Here is a 21,739-nt window from a genome sequence, read left to right as displayed (position 1 = left end):
TATAAACTTCAACTCTCTATAATTTAATTTATGGTATAATTTAAATATTAAGGCTAATAAAATTCGAAATTAAGAGGTGTAATGTGAAAAAAACTATTAGAGATTTTGATTTTAATGATAAAGTTGCAGTTGTGAGAGTGGATTTTAATGTTCCTCTTAAAGATGGAAAAGTTACTGGTGATGATAGAATTATAAAGGCTATCCCAACTATTGATTATTTATTGGAAAATGGTGCCAAAGTTATTCTTATGAGTCATCTTGGAAGACCTAAGGGAGAGTACAAAGAAGAACTTTCTCTTGAACCTGTTGCGAAAAGAGCATCTGAATTATTAAAAAGAGATGTTAAATTTATTTCGTCAAGGGAAGTTGTTGATGAAGAAGTTGTAAAAGAAGTTTCAAATTTAAAAAAAGGTGATATTGCTCTTCTTGAAAACCTTAGATTCGTAAAGGGCGAAGAAAAAAATGATGCTGAATTTGCAAAAAAACTTGCATCTCTTGGAGATATTTTTGTAAATGATGCCTTTGGGACTGCACATAGAGCACATGCATCAAATGTTGGAATTACAGAATTTTTGCCATCTTGTGTAGGTCTTTTAGTTGAAAAAGAAATTAAATATTTTGAAGATGCACTAAAAAATCCTGAGAAACCTTTTGCTGCAATTCTTGGGGGATCAAAGGTTTCTGATAAGATTGGCGTAATTGAAAATTTGCTTGAAAAAGTCGATAAACTTGTTATTGTTGGTGCGATGGCAAATACTTTCTTAAAGTCTAAGGGTTTTGAAGTTGGAAAATCTCTTGTAGAAGATGACAAGTTAGATCTTGCAAGGAGAATCATGGCTAAGGCAATAGAAAATCATGTTGATTTAATTTTGCCAATAGATGTAATTGTTGCGCCTGAAGTTTCTGAAGATGCAAAGGGCACGCATAAATATGTGGAAGATGTGGATGAAGATGATATGATTCTTGATCTTGGCAGTGAAAGTTTAAAAAATATTGAATCTGCACTTAAAGGTGCAAATACAGTTGTATTAAATGGACCTTGTGGAGTTTTTGAAATTGAAGAATTTTCTAGTGGAACAATTGAGCTTGCAAAAATTTTGGCAGAACTTGACGTAACTGTAATTGTTGGAGGGGGAGATTCTGTTTCAGCAGTTGAAAAAGCAGAAGTTGCTGATAAATTAACACACATTTCAACTGGTGGCGGTGCAAGTCTTGAGATGCTCGAAGGTAAAAAACTTCCTGGAATTGAGGCGGTTGAAGAAGCATGAGAAAAAAATATATTTGCGGAAACTGGAAAATGAATAAAACTTCTAGTGAAGCACTTGAATTTGCAAAAAAAATGAATAATTTGGAGTTTAGAAATGTTGACGTGCTAATTGCACCGAGTTTTGTAACTCTTGAAAGTCTTAGAAAAAATGTAAAAAGTGAAATAAAAGTTGCTGCACAAAATATTTCTGAGTTTGATAATGGTGCATATACAGGAGAAGTTTCTACAAATATGCTAAAGGATATTCAAATAAAAGATGTGATTATTGGCCATTCTGAGAGAAGAGGAATTTTTTCTGAAGATGATAATATTATAAGTTCAAAAGTAAAAAAAGCATTAGGAGATGAACTTTCTGTAATTCTTTGTGTCGGTGAACCTTTAGAAGTAAAGGAAAAAAATGAGGAATTAAGTTTTGTAAAGGAAGAACTTTTAAATTCTTTAAAGGGAATAGAAAATTTAGGAAATATAACTATTGCCTATGAACCTATTTGGGCAATTGGAACTGGAAAGACTTGTTCACAAGAAGATGCAGAAAAAATGTGCAGTGAAATTAGAAAAATAATTGATAAAAATTATGGAGAAATTTCTAAAAAAATTAGAATTTTATACGGAGGATCAGTAAAACCATCTAATGCAAAAGAAATTCTATCCATGGAAAATATTGACGGAGTTCTAGTGGGTGGGGCAAGTCTTAATGCAGATGATTTTATAGAAATAATTAAATGTGGTGAAAGTTTATGAAACCTACAATGTTAATAATCTTAGATGGTTTTGGGATAAATAAAAGTGAAGTGGGAAATGCAGCGAAGCTAGCAAATACTCCCACAATCGATAGACTTTATAAAAACTCACCTTATACAGAAATTTTTGCAAGTGAAGAATATGTTGGACTTCCTCATGGGCAAATGGGAAATTCTGAAGTAGGTCACTTAAATATTGGTGCAGGAAGAGTAATTTATCAAAATTTGACTAAGATTACAGAGTCAATAAAATCTGGCGATTTTTTCCAAAATCCTGAATTTATAAAAGCCATAGAAAATGCGAAAATAAATAATTCCAAAATGCATTTAGTAGGACTTCTTTCAAAAGGTGGAGTTCACTCACATTTTGATCATCTAAAGGCACTTGTCAAGTTAATGGCAGAAGAAGGCGTTGAAAAAACTTACATCCATGCAATCACTGATGGACGTGATGTTTCGCCTTATGCTGCAATTGATGATATTGGAGAATTTCAAGAGGAATTAAAAAAAGTTGGCAATGGAGAAATTGCCACTATTTCTGGAAGATATTATGCAATGGATCGTGACAACAGATGGGAAAGAACGAAAAAATATTATGATAATTTGACAACTGATATTGATTTTATAGAAGAAGATATTTTAGATTATATAAAAGATTCCTACGACAGAGAAATTACTGATGAATTTTTAGAACCTGCAAAATTTGTAAAAAATTCTGAAATTGAAGAAAATGATTCTGTTATAATTTTTAACTTTAGACCAGATAGAGTTAGACAAATTACAAGGGCATTAGTTGATGACGACTTTAGAGGATTTGAAAGGAAGAAAATAAATATAACCCTTGTTACAATGACGGAGTATGACAAAAATATAAAAAATAAGTTTGTCGCTTTTAAGGATGAAATTCCAAGGGACACTTTGGGAGAAGTTTTAGAAAAAAATAAAATAAACCAACTTAGAATTGCAGAAACTGAAAAGTATGCTCATGTTACATTTTTCTTTAATGGTGGACGTGAAAAGCCATTTGAGTTGGAAGATAGAATCCTAATTCCATCACCAAAGGTTGCAACTTATGACTTAAAACCAGAGATGAGTGCAGATGAGGTGACTGACGCTGTAATAGAAGAATTAAATGAAGATAAATATGGTGTAATAATTTTAAATTTTGCAAATCCAGATATGGTTGGACATACAGGAGATTTAAAAGCTGCTATAAGAGCAGTTGAAACAGTTGATAGAGATTTAGGGAGAATTCTAAAAGTTTTAAAAGAAAAGGATGGCGTGGCAATAATTACTGCTGATCATGGAAATTGTGAATACATGATTGACGAAAAGGGAAATATTGTGACAAGTCATAGTACAAATCCCGTTCCAGTTTTTGTATTTAATAAGGATGTAAAACTTAGAAGTGGCGGAGCACTTTGCGATTTATCGCCTACAATTTTAAAAATTTTAGATATAGAAAAGCCAGAACTTATGACTGGAGAAAGTTTATTTTAGGAGGAATTATGAGTTTAATTGATTATGTTTATGCAAGAGAAGTTCTTGATTCAAGGGGAAATCCAACTGTTGAAGTTGAGGTTGCAACAGTAAATGGTGGATTTGGATCAGCAATCGTGCCAAGTGGGGCATCAACAGGTGTTCACGAAGCCGTAGAACTACGTGATGGTGAAGATAGATATAATGGCAAAGGTGTAGAAAAGGCTATCCAAAATGTAAATGGAAAAATTGCAGAAGAATTAATCTATTTTGATGTTTTTGATCAACTTGGAATTGACAAAATGTTAATAGAACTTGATGGAACAGAAAACAAAGGTGAACTTGGTGCCAATGCAATTTTGGGAGTTTCAGTAGCAGTTGCAAGGGCAGCAGCAAATGAAGCGGGTCTTCCGCTATATCAATATCTTGGCGGAGTAAATGCAAAGACAATGCCAATTCCAATGATGAATATAATAAATGGTGGAGAGCACGCTGACAACAATGTGGACATTCAAGAATTTATGATTATGCCAATAGGAGCAGAATCTTTTAAAGAAGCACTTAGAATGGGTTCAGAAGTTTATCATGCACTTAAAAAAGTTTTAAGGGACAAGGGACTTTCAACTGGTGTTGGCGATGAAGGTGGTTTTGCACCAAATCTTGAATCAAATAAAAAAGCTTTTGATTGCATAATTGAAGCAGTGAAAGTTGCAGGATATGAACCAGGAAAAGATATTGTACTTGCAATTGATGCAGCAGCTTCAGAATTTTATGATGAAGACAAGAAGAAATATATTCTTGAAGGTGAAGGACGTGAATTTAGTTCCAAAGAACTTTCAAAGTTTTATGAAAAACTCGTAAATGAATATCCAATTTATTCGATTGAAGATGGACTAGCAGAAGATGATTGGGAAGGCTGGAGGAATCTAACAGAACTTCTTGGAGAAAAGGTTCAATTAGTTGGAGATGATTTCTTCGTTACAAATACTAAAAGACTTCAAAAAGGAATTGATGCTAATTCTGCAAATTCAATTTTGATTAAATTAAATCAAATTGGAACAATTACTGAAACATTAGATGCAATTGAACTTGCAAAAAGGCACAATTACACAGCAATAATTTCTCACAGATCTGGAGAAAGTGAAGATTCAACAATTGCAGATCTTGCAGTTGCAACTAACGCAGGATTTATAAAAACTGGAGCGCCAGCAAGAAGTGAGAGAGTTGCAAAATATAATGAACTCCTTCGCATTGAAGATGAATTAGAAGACTTTTCAAATTATCTTGGATTTGATGCTTTTTACAATTTAAAAAATATAAAATGAAAATATATTTTATAAGACATGGCGAAGCAGAAATTTATGCAGAAGATGACTTTAAGAGAAAACTTACAACTTTGGGAAAAAGAAAGTTGGAAGAATCGTTCAAAGCCTTTACAAATAATTTGGAAAATAAAAATTCTTTTGTAATTTATTCTTCTCCTCTTGAAAGAGCAAAGGAAACTGCAGAAATTTTAGCAAGACATTTAGATTTGAAATATGAAGTAAAGGATTATTTGGCTGGCGGAAGAATAGATGACATTTTAAGAACTTTAGATGAAGATAAAAACTATATTTTTATTTCACATGAACCTTTTATATCAAATTGGATTTACCAATTAACTGGTGAGATGAAAATTATTTCAAGGGGAAGCATTAATTTAGTTGAACTTAATAAATAAAAGTAAATTTCAGCTCCAAGTGGGCTGATTTTTTTATTGTATATGGCTAACTTCATTTTACAATCTTTCTTAAAAATATATTTTATAAAGAATAGTAAAAATCTTGTAATAATTTCTTTAAGATTTGAAACTTGTAATAATTATTCAATAAATATATAATACTTGAGGTAATCAAATAGATTTTTAAGGAGAAAAAATGAAGACTTCCTATATATTAATGGCAATCACAATAATTTCAAAAGTTTTTGGTCTTGTTAGAGAAAAGGCTCTTGCATATTTTTTTGGCGTTGGAATGGTAGCTGATATTTTTCTTATCGCTTTTCAACTTCCTATGACTTTTACAAATGTAATAAGCGGTGCGGTAGCCAATGGCTATATCCCAATGTATGATAAGATAAAAGAAAGAGAAAATAAAAAGAGTGCAGATATTTTTACTGCAAATCTTTCAAATATTATTTTAATTGTTTTTTCGATTATTACGATTTTATCGATTATTTTTGCAAGACCTCTTGTCAAACTAATGGCAGAGGGGTTCACTGGTGAAAAACTTGAAACTGCAATTTTTGTTTCTAGAGTTGCAATGCTTTCCATTGCTGTTACCGCTGTAAGTTCGATTTATAAGGCTTATCTGCAAATTCATGAAAAGTTTATAGTTTCAGTTTTACATTCTATTTTAATGAATGTAATAATAATTATTTCAATGGCTATTTCTTATAAAAAAGGGATAAATTATCTTGCAATTGGAATTTTAGTGGCGTTTGTATTTCAGTATTCAATTTTTATTATGCCAATTAAAAAACTTGGATATAGACACAGTTTAAAAATTGATTTTAATGAAGATATGAAGGCGATGTTTGTATCAATTGTTCCCATTTTAATTTCAACTTCGGCTATTGAAATTAATTTTATGGTTTCGAGATCTATTGCTTCAGGAGTTTCATCTGGAGGAATTTCTATTTTAAATTATGCTTATAAGCTTCAAAGTTTTGTAACAGGGATTGTTGTAACTTCAATAATTACTGCAACATATCCAAAACTTGCAAGTTTTGGCTCTAAGAAAGATTATCTAAATTTAAAATCGTCGCTCTCAGAAGGGCTTTCAAATATGCTTTTATTAGTTGTACCTGCGGCTTTTGGACTTTTTGTTTATTCTTTTCCAATTGTAAATTTGTTATTTGTTGGTGGAGAATTTTCTGTTGCAGATGCTAAAGTCACAGCAGTTGTACTGTCTTTTTTTGCCTTTGGTGTAATTGGTATAGGTGTACGTGAAATTATTTCAAGAGTTTTTTATTCTCTTGGTGATAACAAGACTCCTGTTGTAAATTCTGTTTTAATTGTAGCTATAAATGTTTTTCTTTCAATAATGCTTTCAAGAGTTATCGGAATAGAAGGGATTGCTCTTGCAACTTCAATTTCTTTTATTGTTGGCGCTATAACTCTTTACATTCCTTCAATAAAATTAATTGGAAATGTATTTGATAAAAAGTTATTTACAAATATAATAAAAATTACATTATCTTCTGTTGCAATGGCTTATGGTTCTAAATTTTTCTATGATATTTTGTTAAATAAATTTGGAATGAATTTATCTCTATTGATTTCAATAGTAATTGCAGCAATTATTTATTTAATTTGTCTAATCATTTTTAAAGTAGATGAGTTAAGTGATATTTTAAAGAAGGTTTTAAAAAAGTAATTTAGTAAATTAAAAGCTCCTTTTATTTTGCTCTTTAATAGTGTAAAATGGTAGTAAAGGAGTGATATTGATGAAAGTAATTTTTCATGTAGTTGAAGCGGACAAGTGGGATGACGTAATTTCAAATGTAAAGGATTTATTAAATAATATTGATGATATAAAAATAGAGATAATTGTAATGTCAAAGGCAGCATCACTTTTTAATAGATATTCTGGTGTTGATTTTGAGGGTGTAATGGGAAATCCTAAAGTAAATATTACAATTGGAAAGAAAGCTTTGGAAGAAAATAGACTTACAAAGGAATTAATTCCTTCTAGCATCAAGGTTGAAGACTTAGTTATAACAAAAATTGTACAACTTCAAAATGAAGGATATGCATATATTAGACTTTAATTTTTTAAAATTCTGCCATTTGGTGGAATTTTTTTATTATGCACCTTGAAAATTGTTATTAAAAATGATAAAATACCTATTTGCATAATAATAATTAGAGTGGTGCATTTTACTCTAATTCGATCCATTCATTTGAAAGGCTAGGGTGAAAAATTAATGGTACATCCTGTAAAATATGGGAAACGTGAGAGAATGAGTTTTTCTCGTGTAGATGAAGTAATGTCACTTCCAAATCTTCTTGACGTGCAGACTTCTTCATATAAGTGGTTAATTGAAGAAGGATTGAAAGAAGTTTTCGATGACGTCTCACCAATCGAGGATTACTCTGGAAATTTAATTTTAGAATTTGTCGATTATCATTTATCTGACGAGATAAAATATGATATAGATGAATCAAAACAAAGGGATACAAATTATTGTGCTCCCTTAAAGGCAAAAGTAAGACTTATAAATACTGAAACTGGCGAAGTAAAAGAACAAGAAGTTTTCATGGGAGATCTTCCTCTTATGACGCCCACTGGTACATTTGTAATAAATGGAGCAGAGCGTGTAGTAGTTTCACAACTTGTCAGAAGTCCAGGAGCTTATTACAAAGAAGAAAGAGATAAGACAGGTAAAAAGATTTATTCGGCGACTCTTATACCAAATAGAGGTGCTTGGCTAGAATTTGAAACTGATGCTCAAGGTGTTATAAATGTAAGAATTGATAGAACTAGAAAAATTCCTATTACAATACTTTTAAGAGCAATAGGAGTTGAATCGAATCAAGAAATAATTGACATGCTAGGCGAAAGTGAAGCTTTATTAAAGACAATAGAAAAAGACTTGACGACTAACAAAAATGAAGCACTTCTTGAAATTTATAAAAAACTTAGACCAGGGGAACCCCCTACTATTGATTCTGCACAGTCACTTTTTGAAAATATGTTTTTCGACGATAGAAGATATGATCTTGCAAAAGTTGGAAGATATAAATTTAATAAAAAACTTGGGATAAGTGCTAGAATTGAAAATAATATTCCAGCAGAAGACATTGTTGACCCTATGACTGGAGAAATATTAGCAGAAGAGGGTGAGCTTCTTACAAGAGCAAAGGCTGAAAAAATTGAGGCTGCTGGAGTTAACCAAGTTATTTTAAAAACTGATGAGAATTATGAAAACGCAACTGAAAATACAATTGTTATAGGAAACAATTTTTCTTTTGTAGATGCATATGATCTCGATTTTGATATGGAAGAACTTGGTTTTAAAGAAAAAGTGTACAGACCACTTTTTGATGAACTTTATGAAGAATATTCTGAAGATACAGAAAATTTTAAAAAAGAACTTATAAAGGCACATAGAGAACTTTCTCCAAAACATATTTTAATTGATGATATTATTGCTGGAATTAATTATGAATTTGGACTAATGAATAATGTTGGAGAGGTTGACGATATTGACCATTTAGGCAATAGAAGAATAAGATCAGTTGGAGAACTTTTACAAAATCAATTTAGAATAGGTATTTCTAGAATGGAAAGAGTTATTCGTGAAAGAATGACAGTTCAAGATGTTGATGCTACAACGCCACAATCGCTTATAAATATAAGACCTGTAACGGCAGCTATAAAAGAATTTTTCGGTTCTTCACAACTTTCACAATTTATGGACCAAAACAATCCTCTATCAGAATTAACACACAAAAGAAGGTTATCTGCACTTGGACCTGGTGGGTTGAGTAGAGATAGAGCTGGATTTGAAGTGCGTGATGTCCATAATTCACACTATGGAAGAATGTGCCCCATTGAAACTCCTGAAGGGCCAAACATTGGTCTTATAACATCACTTACAACTTATGCAAGAATTAACGATTATGGTTTTATCGAAACTCCATATAGAAAAGTTGTTGACGGAGTTGTAACTGATCAAATTGATTATTTGACAGCAGATGTTGAATACGAACAAATTATTGCACAAGCTGATGAAAGGCTTGATGAAAATAATAAATTTGTAGAAGACAGAATTGCAGCAAGGGGTCATGGCGGAAATGCAGATATATTTGACATTAAAGATGTAAACTATATGGACGTTTCACCTCAACAAATTGTTGCAGTTGGTACTTCTATGATTCCTTTCTTGGAAAATGATGATGCCAACAGAGCCCTAATGGGTGCCAATATGCAGCGTCAAGCAGTGCCTCTTTTAAAAACAGAAGCACCTGTTGTTGGAACTGGTATTGAATACAGAGCCGCAAAGGATTCTGGTGTAGTTATAGTAGCTAAAAATGCAGGAACTGTTAAAAAAGTTGATGCAGTTCATATTGAAATCGAAAGAAAATCAGACAAGGGAATAGACCACTATAAACTTCACAAATTTATGGGTGGAAACCAAGGAACTACAATTAATCAAAGGCCTATTGTAAATGCAGGTGATGTTGTAGATGAAGGCGAAATTATTGCTGACGGTCCAAGTACTGACCAGGGCGAAATGGCACTAGGTAAAAATATTCTAATAGCTTTTATGAACTGGGAAGGATATAATTACGAAGATGCAATGCTTGTAAGTCAAGAACTTGTTATTGATGATGTACTCACTTCACTTCATATTGAAGAATACGAGTCAGAAGCAAGAGATACAAAACTTGGGCCAGAAGAAATCACAAGAGATATTCCAAATGTTGGCGAGGATATGCTAAAAGATCTAGATAGCAGAGGAATAATTAGAATTGGAGCAGAAGTAAAGCCAGGAGATATATTAGTTGGAAAAGTCACTCCTAAGGGTGAAACTGAACTTTCTGCAGAAGAAAGACTTCTTCGTTCAATCTTTGGTGAAAAAGCAAGAGAAGTAAGAGATACATCTCTTAGACTCCCACATGGAGAACATGGTATTGTTGTAGATGTAAAAACATTTAATAGAGCAGATGGAGATGAACTCCAACCAGGCGTAAATGAAATGGTTAGAGTTTTCGTTGCAACAAAAAGAAAAATTCAAGTTGGAGATAAAATGTGTGGTCGTCATGGTAATAAAGGGGTTATTTCTAGAGTAATGCCTAAGGAAGATATGCCTTATATGCCAGATGGTACACCTATTCAAATTGTTCTAAATCCACTAGGGGTTCCTTCTCGTATGAACCTTGGACAAGTTCTTGAAGTTCACTTGGGACTTGCCGCAAAAAAGCTGGGATGGCATGTTGCTACTCCGGTATTTGATGGTGCAAATGAAAATGACATCTTAGATACTTTAGAAGAAGCAGGATATTCAAGAGATGGCAAAATTCAACTTAGGGATGGTAGGACTGGAGAAGAATTTGACCACCCAGTGACAGTTGGTTATATGTATATGTTAAAACTTCACCATTTAGTTGATGAAAAGATCCATGCTCGTTCTACTGGACCTTATTCACTTGTAACACAACAACCTCTTGGTGGTAAAGCACAATTTGGTGGACAAAGATTTGGAGAAATGGAAGTTTGGGCCCTTGAAGCTTATGGTGCCAGCCATACATTACAAGAAATGCTTACAGTTAAGTCTGATGATATAGTTGGTCGTGTTAAGACTTATGAAGCAATTGTAAAGGGTGAAAATATTCCGCAACCAGGAGTTCCTGAATCATTTAAGGTTTTAATAAAAGAATTGCAAGCATTGGCGCTTGAAATTCAAGTATTAGATGAAAATGGAAATGAAGTAGATCTTGAAGTTGATGAAGATGAACTTACAAAAATTGACAATATAGATGATAAAAGTTCTGAATCAGAAGATGATATAAAGGAACTTATTGAACACACAGGAACTGGAAACATAGGAATCAGAACAATTTCAAATGATGAAGTTGAATCTTTTGAAAAAAGCCACTACTATGAAGATGAGGATGGCGAATTAGAAGATGTAGATTCTGATGATGAATCCGATGAATCTGAAGATTAATTAGTTATATTTTAACTTGTATGAAAGGAGAAGTGCTCCTTGAGCGAACATGAATTATTCCATTCAATAAAAATTGGACTTGCTTCACCTCAAAAAATAAGATCATGGTCTTATGGTGAAGTAAAAAAACCGGAAACCATAAATTACAGGACATTAAAACCTGAAAAGGAAGGCCTATTTTGTGAAAAAATATTTGGACCTACGAAGGATTGGGAATGCTCCTGTGGAAAGTATAAAAGAGTAAGATATAAGGGAGTAGTCTGCGAAAAGTGTGGCGTTGAAGTCACAAAAGCAAAGGTTCGTCGTGAAAGAATGGGTCATATTGAACTAGCTGCTCCAGTATCACATATTTGGTATTTTAAAGGAATACCTTCAAGAATGGGTCTTGTACTTGATATGAGTCCAAGAGCACTTGAAAAAGTTCTTTATTTTGCATCTTATGTAGTAACGTATGTTGAACCAGGCGAAACAACTCTTTATGAAAAGCAACTTCTCTCAGAAATTGAATATAGAGAGTTAAAGAGAGAATATGGAGATAAGTTTACTGCAAAAATGGGTGCAGAAGCCATTAGAGATCTTCTTGTAAAAGTTGATTTGCAAAAAGAAAATGATGAACTAACAGAAGAATTACAAGATGCAACAGGTCAAAAGAAAATTAGAATAACTAGAAGACTTGAAGTAATAGATGCTTTTATCCAATCAGATAACAAACCTGAATGGATGATACTTGATGCAATTCCAGTAATTCCACCTGATCTTAGACCTATGGTACAACTTGACGGTGGTAGATTTGCAACAAGTGATTTAAATGATCTTTATAGAAGGATTGTAAATAGAAATAATAGACTTAAGAAGTTGATGGACATCAATGCTCCAGATATTATTGTAAGAAATGAAAAGAGAATGCTTCAAGAGTCTGTTGATGCTCTTATTGATAATGGAAGACGTGGAAGGCCTGTAACTGGTCCTGGAAATAGACCGTTAAAATCTTTATCAGAAATGTTAAAGGGTAAACAAGGACGTTTTCGTCAAAATCTACTTGGAAAGAGAGTTGACTACTCTGGACGTTCTGTAATTGTTGTTGGGCCAGATCTTAAGTTTTATCAATGTGGTCTTCCAAAGAATATGGCGTTAGAACTCTTTAAACCTTTTGTAATGAGAGAACTTGTAAAAAGAGAACTCACTTACAATATAAAATCTGCAAAGAGAATGGTAGAAAGAGGAAGAGATGAAGTTTGGGACGTTCTTGAAGATGTTATAAAGGATCACCCAGTTCTTCTCAACCGTGCACCGACACTTCACAGACTTGGTATTCAAGCATTTGAACCAGTCTTAGTAGAGGGAAAGGCTATTAAACTTCATCCACTTTCTTGTACAGCATATAACGCCGATTTTGACGGTGACCAAATGGCAGTCCATTTGCCACTATCAACAGAAGCTCAAGCTGAAGCAAGACTTTTAATGCTATCTACAAATAATATTTTAGCACTTAAAGATGGAAAACCGATTACAACTCCAACTCAAGACATGGTATTAGGATCTTATTATTTGACACTTGATAGAAAGGACAAATTAAAGGGCGATGGCTCAGTTTACAGAAATTTTGATGAAATGTTCCACGCTTATGAATCAGGATTTTTACACCTACAATCTCATGTATCTGTGAGAAGATATGCAGATGAAAATGACAAGAGAGGTAAAATTGTTCCATCAACTGTTGGGAGATTTATTGTAAATGAATTTATTCCTCAAGATTTAGGATTTGTAAATAGAGATGAAGACAAATATTCTCTCGAAATTGATCAAGTTGTGGACAAAAAATTACTTGGCAAAATAATTGAAAAGACTTATAAAAAACATGGAAATATAAGGACCGCAGAGCTTTTAGATAATATTAAGGCAACTGGATATCACTACTCAACCATTGGAGCAGTTTCAATTTCAATGGGTGATGTAGAAATTCCTGATACAAAACCAGAACTTTTGGCGAATGCCGAAAAAGAAGTTGCTAAATATGAAAAAGCCTTTAGAAGAGGTTTAATATCTGACGAAGAAAGATATGAAAAAGTAATAGAAATTTGGAACAAGGCAACTGACGACTTAACTGACGATGTAATGGACGGCTTTGATGCTCTTAATAATATCTACATCATGGCAGACTCAGGAGCCAGAGGTTCAAAGAACCAAATTAGACAACTTGCAGGTATGCGTGGACTTATGGCATCACCATCAGGAAGAACTATTGAAGTCCCAATTACTTCAAACTTTAGAGAAGGTCTTTCTGTACTTGAGTTTTACATGTCAGCCCATGGTTCCAGAAAGGGACTAGCTGATACTGCACTAAGAACAGCTGACTCAGGATATTTGACAAGAAGACTTGTAGATGTATCACAACAAGTTATAGTATCAGAAGAAGATTGTGGAACTGATGAATATTTAGTAGCTAGAGCCTTTAAAGATGGAAAAGAATTAATCGAATCCTTGGCAGATAGAATAGAAGGAAGATATTCCTTCGAAGACATAGTTAATCCAGAAACGGGAGAAACTATTGTAGGTGCAAATGAAGTTATCTCAGATGATGATGCAGTACTCATTGAGTCACTTGGAATTAAAGAAGTAAAAGTTAGATCTGTTCTTGGATGCAAGACTAAAAATGGAGTTTGTGCTCACTGCTATGGAAAGAATCTTGCAACGGGTTCAAAAATTGGAATCGGAGAAGCTGTTGGCGTAATTGCAGCACAATCAATTGGGGAACCAGGTACACAACTTACAATGAGAACATTCCACACAGGTGGTGTAGCTGCAGCAGCAGATATTACACAAGGTCTTCCAAGAGTTGAAGAACTTTTTGAAGCTAGAAAGCCAAAGGGACTTGCAATTATAGCAGAACGTGGTGGAATTGTTGATATAAAAGAAAACAACAAGAAAAGAGAAGTTCTTGTAACAGCAGAAGACGGAACAGTAGATTCTTATAATATTGTCTACGGATCGAGATTAAAAGTTAAGCAAGGCGATGAAATAGAAGCTGGGGACGAACTTACACAAGGTTCTGTGTATCCACAAGATTTACTTCGTGTAAAAGGTGAAAAGGGTGTACAAGAATATATTGTAAAAGAAGTCCAAAGAGTTTATAGGCTTCAAGGTGTAGACATAAACGATAAGCACATTGAAATAATAGTAAGACAAATGCTATCAAAGTGCAAAATAGAAGATGCAGGGGATACAGAATTACTTCCAGGCTCTCTTGTAAATGTTGTTGACTATAAAGAAGCTAACAAAGAAGCAATAGATGTAGGTAAAGAACCAGCGGTTGGTAAAGTGAATTTACTTGGAATTACAAAAGCATCTCTTGCGACAGATTCTTTCCTATCAGCGGCATCTTTCCAAGAAACAACTAGAGTTCTTACCGATGCAGCAATAAAGGGCAAAGAAGATATGCTTGAAGGGTTGAAAGAAAATATTATAATTGGACAACTTATACCGGCAGGTACAGGTGCACGTATAAACTCACGTGTTCAAATAGGAATAGACGAAAGTTTAAAAGAAGATTACAATATTCTTGAAAATTCTGAAGTAATAACAAGTGATGATGTGAAACTTGAACTTGAAACTGTAAAAGAAGAGTAATAATTTTATAAAAGTCATGACATGATGAACTGAGTGAAACGAAAATAAGTTCTATAATATCTGTTAGGGGGTAAAAATATCCTTTAACAGATATTTTTTTGCAAAGAAATAACACTTGCACCCTATATCCTTTAAAATAAGTTCTCTAATATCTAAAATTATAAAAATTCTTTTATAAAATTTACAACAAATTTAATTTTAAATAACATTATATACACATAAAGGATTTAAATTATATAAGAGGTGATTAATATATATAAAATTTTTATTTCATCTTCTCTTATGTGGGATTTTTCTGGAGGAGAGATTTTTGGATATGCCTATAACAATAAAATTTCGGGTATAGAGTTCTGGTCTCAACAAATAGAAGATAAAAACTTATCCACTAAAAAATTAAGAGATTTGTCAAAAAAATTTAACCTAGACCTAACACTTCATGCTAAAAGTTGGGATTTAAACCTAGCTTCTATTAATGAAAGAATTAGAGAAGTAAGCCTTAAAGAGATTTTAGATGATATAGATTTAGCAAGAAATATTGGAGCAAAAGAAATTACAATTCATCCGGGTAGATTTTCAGTGAGTTTTAATAAGGAATTTTATTATAAATTTTTAAAAGAAAGTTTACATACCATTTTAGATTATTCTACAAAGAAAAATATAAATGTTTCAATAGAAGTAATGGAGAAAACAAAAAATGAATTTATTATAGATCTCAAATCTTTAAAAAAACTTATGGGAAATAATTACGAAGATTTTAAATATACTCTTGATATATCTCATTGTGATTCTTTAGAAGAGATATATTTTAATTTGGATAATATTAAAAATATATCTAAGTGCCATATTAGCAATAGATTAGAAAATAAATATCACACTGAGCTTGCAAGAGGAATTTTTCCAATGGAAGAAATTATTTTTAAAATAGGAGAGAAAAATATTCCTATGGTAATAGAGGGTATGGAAATAGGTAGAAGTACGACTTTATTGGATAAAAATATTAGATATTTAAAGGAGAAAAATTTATTATGAAAAGAATATTCGCTGTAATTTTAATAGCTCTCACTCTTGTAGCTTGCTCATCAAATTCTAGTGAAGTTGCAAGAGAAAATCCATCAAGTGCCAATAAAAATAACAAGACTGCAAGTATAGAAAAGGAAGGAAAAGATGTAAAAGGAACTATAACATTATATACTTCACAACCAGAAGAGGACGCAAAAAAATTAATTGACGGATTTAAGAAAGTCTACCCAGAAGCTGATGTTGTAGTTTTTAGATCAGGAACAGAAGAACTTGTTTCTAAAATTCTATCTGAAAAAGAAGTTAATGCACTACAAGCTGATGTTGTATTAGTTGCAGATACTGTTACTTTTGAAATTTTAAAATCAAAAGATATCCTAGAGAAATATGTTTCGCCAGAGCTTGAAGGCATTGATAAAAAATTCTACGATGAAGAAAACTACTATGCAGGAACAAAAGTAATTTCAACAGGAATTATCCAAAATACAGATGTGTATAAAGGTGAAGTAAAAGGATTTAATGACTTAATCAAAGAAGAAACAAAATCACAAACTATTATGCCATCTCCTTTATATTCTGGAGCAGCCGCTTATAACTTATCACTTCTAACAAGAACAGAAGGAATTGGTTGGGAATTTTATAATGGACTTAAGGAAAATAACATTTTAGTTGATAAGGGAAATGGTGCAGTTCAAAAATCTGTTGTAGCAGGTCAAAAGGGACTTGGTATTATTGTAGACTATATGGCAAATCGTTCAAAAAATGAAGGTGCACCAGTTGAATTTATATATCCAGAAGAAGGATCTCCAATAGTTACAGAACCAGTGGGAATTGTAAAGGGAAGCAAAAATATTGATACAGCTGAAGCTTTTTATGATTATATAATTTCAAAAGATGGTCAAGAACTTGCATCTGCAATGGGTTATACTCCAATAAGAGGAGATGTAAAGGCACCTGAAGGGCTTAAATCATCTAATGAATTAAATATTTTAACAGGAAATAATAAAGAATTATTAGATAATAGAGAAACTGACAAAGAAGAATTTTCAAAACTATTTCAATAAGAGGAATAAACCTTGAAAAGAGATAAAGTACTAGACTATTTAATAGCCATTGTAGTTTTATTTGTATTTGTCATCCCATTTGTAAAGCTTTTTATTAGAAGTTTTGGAGAGAATGGTCTTATTATCAACTATAGTAGAATATTTTCAGACAAAAGAATTATAAAGGGAATAATAAATACATTTATTATAGGGATAATATCTTCTTTTTTAACTTTAGTAGTGGGGTCTTATCTGGCACTTATAATAGCTTATACTAATATTAGATTTAAAAGTATTTTAAAAATATTAGTGTACCTTCCTTTTATTGTGCCAAGTTATATTATGACACTTGCTTGGACAAATATAACATCAAGTGTTGGGATTGTTACAAAATTACTAACTGCTCTAGGGTTAAAATCAATAAACCTGTATTCAATAGGTGGCATAATTTTTCTTATGATTATTTGCTATACACCCTTTGCCTATTTAAGTGTTTACAGGAGTCTAATTAAAGTTCCACAAAGTCACGAATATGCATCAAAATTATTAAACTATGGAAGTTTTGAAACTTTTAAAAATATAAATTTAAAACAAATTACGCCAACTTTAGTAAGTACTTTTGTCCTTGTATTTCTATCAAGTTTAGATAATTTTTCAATTCCAGCATTTTTAGGAGTTCCAGCAGGTATTTCTGTTCTATCTACTTTAATTTATGAAAAGACAATATCTATATCAACGGGAGGTTTTACTGATCCTGCTGTTTTATCGGCACTTTTATTTATAATTTCCGTTTCAGCTTCTGGTATTGAATCATCCATAATTAAGAGATCGAGAACGAGTAAAGACTCATCAGAAGATACAAGTATAAGATACTCCTTTAAACCAGGTGTTAGAAAAGTTGTAGAAGTTTTAACTTTTGTAATATTTATATTTATAAACATTGTACCAATAAGTTTTATGATTTATTCTTCACTTGTAGTAAATTATGTGAGTGGATTTTCTTTTTCAAACTTTAGCCTAAAAAATTATAGATTACTATTTTCAATATCTTCAATTAAGATGTCCATTACAAATAGTATAACCTATGCAATTATAACGGTAGTGTTGTGTGCAATTTTATCGATTATTTATGCTTATTTTAAATGGAAAAAGAGATTCAATATAAGTATATCTTTACTGGAGAAGGCCACAAGTATTTCATACTCCTTACCAGGTATGGTATTTGCACTTTGCATGATATTTCACTGGGCAAAACCAATTCCTGGACTTAATATTGGTTTTTATGCTAGTCCAATAATAATTTTAATTGCCTATGTAAGTAGATTTTTAATTATAGATATGAAGTCGGCATATCAAGGTTTTTCATCTATATCAACAAGCTTAGAATATGCCGCAGATCTATCAAATGGTTCCAAGTTAAAAAAATGGACAAAAATATTTTTGCCATTAATTTACAGATATATTTTAACATCAAGTTTATTGATTTTTGTATATTCTATATCAGAACTTAGTCTGTCTGCCATATTATCAGGGCCATTTACAAAGACTATTGGACTTTTCATTTTTAACTTACAACAATCAGGTGATTATAATTTGGCTTATGCAATGTCAACATTGGTGTTAATAGTCCTATTAATAATGTATATTATAATAGAAAAAATAAATGCAGGGGGAAAAAATGAGCTTAAAAATTAATAACATTTATAAAAGTTTTGGAGATAAAATAGTTCTAAAAAATATAAACTTAGAAATTAAAGACGGAGAGTTTGTATCTCTTCTTGGAGCGAGTGGATGTGGTAAAACTACACTATTAAAAATCATTGCAGGATTTGAAAGGGTTGACTCTGGAGAGATTACAAAAGATGATAGAGTTTTTATAAGTGATAATAAAATTTTTCTTCCCCCACAGGATAGAAGTCTAAATATGGTATTTCAACAGTTTGCTCTTTGGCCACATATGAATGTAAAAAAACATCTTGAGTATGCACTTAATGGGAGAAATAAAAATATAAATGCAGATGAAGATATAAAGTATATGCTTGAAATAGTGGGACTAAGTGGATTTGAAGACTCCTATCCCGAAGACCTTTCAGGTGGACAAAAACAAAGAGTTGCCTTGGCAAGAGCTTTGATAACAAAACCAGAAATGCTTCTTATGGACGAACCGTTATCAGCCCTTGATGCAAATTTAAAAATTGAGATGCGTAAATTTATAAAGGAAATTCATATGAAATTTAAAACTACGATAATTTATGTAACTCATGATCAAGATGAAGCTTTAGCAATGAGTGATAGAATTGTCATTATAAAGGATGGAGTTGTTGAGCAAGAAGGAAGTCCTTATGAAATATACGAAAATCCTAAAACAGAATACGTAGCAAAATTTGTAGGTAAATCAAATTTAATAAGAGGAAAGTGGCAAGGAGATTTATTTGTAGTAGAAGATTCTGATATTTTCTTTCGAAACAAGTCAGTAAAAGAAAACTTTTCGAATAAAAACCTATATCCAATAAAACCAGATGAGCTTTATATATCTAAGGGTGGATCTGGTATAAGTGCAAGAATATTATCCATTGAATATATGGGAACAGGGTACGAATATAAACTAGAATCTAAACATGGAATATTAAATGTACACAGCAAAAGTTCAATATATAGACCTGGTGAAGAAGTAAAAGTAACGAAGGAGGAAGTTTATAAAAATGCTATGTGACCTTCATACTCACACAATAATAAGTGGTCATGCTTACTCAACTTTAAAGGAAAATATAGAAGAAGGAAAGAAAAAGGGACTTAAACTTTTGGGAACAAGTGAACATTCTCAAAAGATGCCTGGATCTTGTAACAATGTTTACTTTTACAATATGAAAATATTAAAAAGAGATTTTGATGGGATTTTTTTGTTAAGAGGTGCTGAAGCAAATATAATGAATTATTCGGGAGAACTTGATCTTACAGAAGAAAAACACATAAGAAATCTAGATTATATCATAGCATCACTTCATACAACTTGCATAAGAAATGGAGGTATTACAAATAACACTGAAGCTTTAATAAAAGCCATGGATGGACAAAAGGTTAGAATAATAGGTCATCCTGATGATGATAGATATCCTATAGATAGAGAAAGTCTTGTACTTTCTGCAAAAGAAAAAGGAATATTAATAGAACTTAACAATTCTTCACTGGCAAAAAATAGTTCAAGAAAAAATGCAAGAGAAAATAATATAGAAATTTTAGAATTTTGCCAGAAACACAAAGTAGATATAATAATTAATTCAGATGCTCATGTAGACTACCAAGTAGGTGATTTTAAAAGAGCAGTAAATCTTATAGAAGAATTAGACTTTCCAAAAGAACATATAGTAAATTTTGACAATAATGAAGATAGACTCTTTAGTTATCTTAAAATAGATAAAGATAGTTTTTATAATAGTTAAAATATTAATCAAAAATCTCCTAACATAAGGGAGATTTTTGATATAATTAAATTGAGTTTTAAGTATTTTATAATTGTTTAAAAATATATATACTATCTTGATTTGCTTAATTTTTACAACTTATCATATTTTAAAATTATTTTTATTGTCGCTTTTATTTGTTGTTTATAATTTAGTAAATGTTAATCGTTTTGATTTTTATTTGGACAGTTTTACAACTTATCAAATAATAAAAAATATTTACATAATTTTAAAATAAAGTCATAAATATGAAAATATATGAAGAATTAGCTAGTTTCTAATATTTTTTATTGACTTAATAGCTTTGTAATGATAGAATTGATGAGTATTTGAAATGTAAAGACTACCTAATAGTGGGTAGTCTTTGAATTGTCAAATATTATTATTAAAACAGGAGGTGCAATTAATGCCTACAATTAACCAATTAGTAAGAAATGGTAGAAAGAAAATTCACACAAAATCTAAATCGCCAGCTCTTGATGTAAATTATGACACACTTAAAAAAGTTGAAACTGAAGTTAATTCTCCACAAAAAAGAGGAGTATGTGTTGCAGTAAGAACAGTAACACCTAAAAAACCGAATTCAGCTCTTAGAAAAGTTGCCAGAGTTCGTTTGACAAATGGATATGAAGTTATGGCTTATATTCCAGGAATCGGACATAATTTACAAGAACACAGTGTTGTTCTAATCCGTGGTGGAAGAGTTAAGGATTTACCAGGTGTTAGATACCATATCGTAAGAGGTACTCTTGATACAGCTGGAGTAACTGATAGAAAACAATCTAGATCTAAATATGGTACTAAGAAACCTAAAAATTGATAGAATTTTTTAAAGAATTTATAGATTTTTGGCTTACGGGCTCAACCTGAGTACCAATGAATCGACTGAAAATAGTTAAGGAGGGAAGTTATGCCAAGAAAAGGACATATCCAAAAACGTGAAGTTATGGCTGATCCAGTATATAGCGATGTTGTAATCACTAAACTTATAAATAATGTTATGCTTGACGGTAAAAAAGGTACTGCTCAAAGAATTGTTTATGGAGCACTTGAAACTGTTGCAGAACAGACTGGAGAAGACGCACTTGAAGTATTTTATAAGGCACTTAATAATGTAATGCCTGTACTTGAAGTAAAGGGAAGAAGAATTGGCGGGGCTACTTACCAAGTTCCAATGGAAGTTAGACCGGAAAGACGCCAAACACTAGGACTAAGATGGTTAGTTAGATATGCAAGGGCTAGAGGAGAAAAGACAATGGACGAAAGACTTGCTAAAGAAATACTTGATGCATCTAATGGCCTTGGTGGAAGTGTTAAGAGAAAAGATGAAATGCATAGAACAGCAGAAGCTAACAAAGCCTTTGCTCACTATAGATGGTAATAAGGGGA

General features: G+C 31.8%; 16 protein-coding genes. All 16 read left to right on the top strand.

Going from position 1 to position 21,739, the window contains the following annotated elements; genetic code table 11:
• Nucleotides 1-83 precede the first annotated feature (83 nt).
• Nucleotides 84-1,268: a phosphoglycerate kinase gene (locus BQ5450_RS03720; RefSeq protein WP_071126021.1), complete on the top strand. Its 1,185-nt coding sequence runs from the start codon at nt 84-86 to the stop codon at nt 1,266-1,268.
• Complete coding sequence (tpiA, locus tag BQ5450_RS03715) at nt 1,265-2,008, top strand: triose-phosphate isomerase (protein ID WP_010244986.1); 744 nt, start codon at nt 1,265-1,267, stop codon at nt 2,006-2,008. The genes BQ5450_RS03720 and tpiA overlap by 4 nt, the downstream gene beginning before the upstream one ends.
• On the top strand, nt 2,005-3,507 hold the full coding sequence (gpmI, locus tag BQ5450_RS03710) for a 2,3-bisphosphoglycerate-independent phosphoglycerate mutase (protein WP_071126020.1): 1,503 nt from the start codon (nt 2,005-2,007) through the stop codon (nt 3,505-3,507). Before tpiA ends, gpmI begins: the two co-directional genes overlap by 4 nt.
• A gap of 8 nt (nt 3,508-3,515) precedes the next feature.
• Nucleotides 3,516-4,811: a phosphopyruvate hydratase gene (gene eno, locus BQ5450_RS03705; RefSeq protein WP_071126019.1), complete on the top strand. Its 1,296-nt coding sequence runs from the start codon at nt 3,516-3,518 to the stop codon at nt 4,809-4,811.
• On the top strand, nt 4,808-5,206 hold the full coding sequence (locus tag BQ5450_RS03700; RefSeq protein ID WP_010244978.1) for a SixA phosphatase family protein: 399 nt from the start codon (nt 4,808-4,810) through the stop codon (nt 5,204-5,206). The genes eno and BQ5450_RS03700 overlap by 4 nt, the downstream gene beginning before the upstream one ends.
• 196 nt (nt 5,207-5,402) lie before the next feature.
• Nucleotides 5,403-6,902, top strand: coding sequence for a murein biosynthesis integral membrane protein MurJ (murJ, locus tag BQ5450_RS03695; RefSeq protein ID WP_071126018.1), 1,500 nt, complete (start codon nt 5,403-5,405; stop codon nt 6,900-6,902).
• Nucleotides 6,903-6,972: 70 nt separating this feature from the next.
• The gene (locus BQ5450_RS03690) at nt 6,973-7,296 is read left to right on the top strand and encodes a DsrE family protein (RefSeq protein ID WP_010244972.1); all 324 of its coding nucleotides are present in this window, start codon (nt 6,973-6,975) and stop codon (nt 7,294-7,296) included.
• 156 nt (nt 7,297-7,452) lie between these two features.
• Nucleotides 7,453-11,202: a DNA-directed RNA polymerase subunit beta gene (gene rpoB, locus BQ5450_RS03685; RefSeq protein WP_010244969.1), complete on the top strand. Its 3,750-nt coding sequence runs from the start codon at nt 7,453-7,455 to the stop codon at nt 11,200-11,202.
• A gap of 39 nt (nt 11,203-11,241) precedes the next feature.
• Complete coding sequence (rpoC, locus tag BQ5450_RS03680) at nt 11,242-14,829, top strand: DNA-directed RNA polymerase subunit beta' (RefSeq protein WP_010244966.1); 3,588 nt, start codon at nt 11,242-11,244, stop codon at nt 14,827-14,829.
• A gap of 243 nt (nt 14,830-15,072) precedes the next feature.
• Nucleotides 15,073-15,858 (top strand): sugar phosphate isomerase/epimerase family protein, encoded by a 786-nt coding sequence (locus tag BQ5450_RS03675; RefSeq protein WP_071126017.1) that lies wholly within the window; start codon nt 15,073-15,075, stop codon nt 15,856-15,858.
• On the top strand, nt 15,855-16,910 hold the full coding sequence (locus BQ5450_RS03670) for an ABC transporter substrate-binding protein (protein WP_010244960.1): 1,056 nt from the start codon (nt 15,855-15,857) through the stop codon (nt 16,908-16,910). The genes BQ5450_RS03675 and BQ5450_RS03670 overlap by 4 nt, the downstream gene beginning before the upstream one ends.
• Nucleotides 16,911-16,922: 12 nt before the next feature.
• Nucleotides 16,923-18,584, top strand: coding sequence for an ABC transporter permease (locus BQ5450_RS03665; RefSeq protein ID WP_071126016.1), 1,662 nt, complete (start codon nt 16,923-16,925; stop codon nt 18,582-18,584).
• On the top strand, nt 18,568-19,602 hold the full coding sequence (locus BQ5450_RS03660; protein ID WP_010244954.1) for an ABC transporter ATP-binding protein: 1,035 nt from the start codon (nt 18,568-18,570) through the stop codon (nt 19,600-19,602). The genes BQ5450_RS03665 and BQ5450_RS03660 overlap by 17 nt, the downstream gene beginning before the upstream one ends.
• The gene (locus tag BQ5450_RS03655) at nt 19,592-20,329 is read left to right on the top strand and encodes a phosphatase (protein ID WP_071126015.1); all 738 of its coding nucleotides are present in this window, start codon (nt 19,592-19,594) and stop codon (nt 20,327-20,329) included. The genes BQ5450_RS03660 and BQ5450_RS03655 overlap by 11 nt, the downstream gene beginning before the upstream one ends.
• A gap of 427 nt (nt 20,330-20,756) precedes the next feature.
• Nucleotides 20,757-21,170, top strand: a complete 414-nt coding sequence (gene rpsL / locus BQ5450_RS03650; RefSeq protein ID WP_071126014.1) for a 30S ribosomal protein S12 — start codon at nt 20,757-20,759, stop codon at nt 21,168-21,170.
• A 90-nt stretch (nt 21,171-21,260) separates the two neighbouring features.
• Entirely contained in the window at nt 21,261-21,731 is a 471-nt protein-coding gene (rpsG, locus tag BQ5450_RS03645; protein ID WP_010244945.1) for a 30S ribosomal protein S7, read from the top strand.
• The last annotated feature ends 8 nt before the right edge of the window (nt 21,732-21,739 follow it).

Origin of the sequence: Peptoniphilus lacydonensis, from assembly GCF_900106515.1 — a bacterium.
Lineage (GTDB): Bacteria > Bacillota > Clostridia > Tissierellales > Peptoniphilaceae > Peptoniphilus_A > Peptoniphilus_A lacydonensis.
This window is presented reverse-complemented; position numbering and strand designations above follow the sequence as displayed.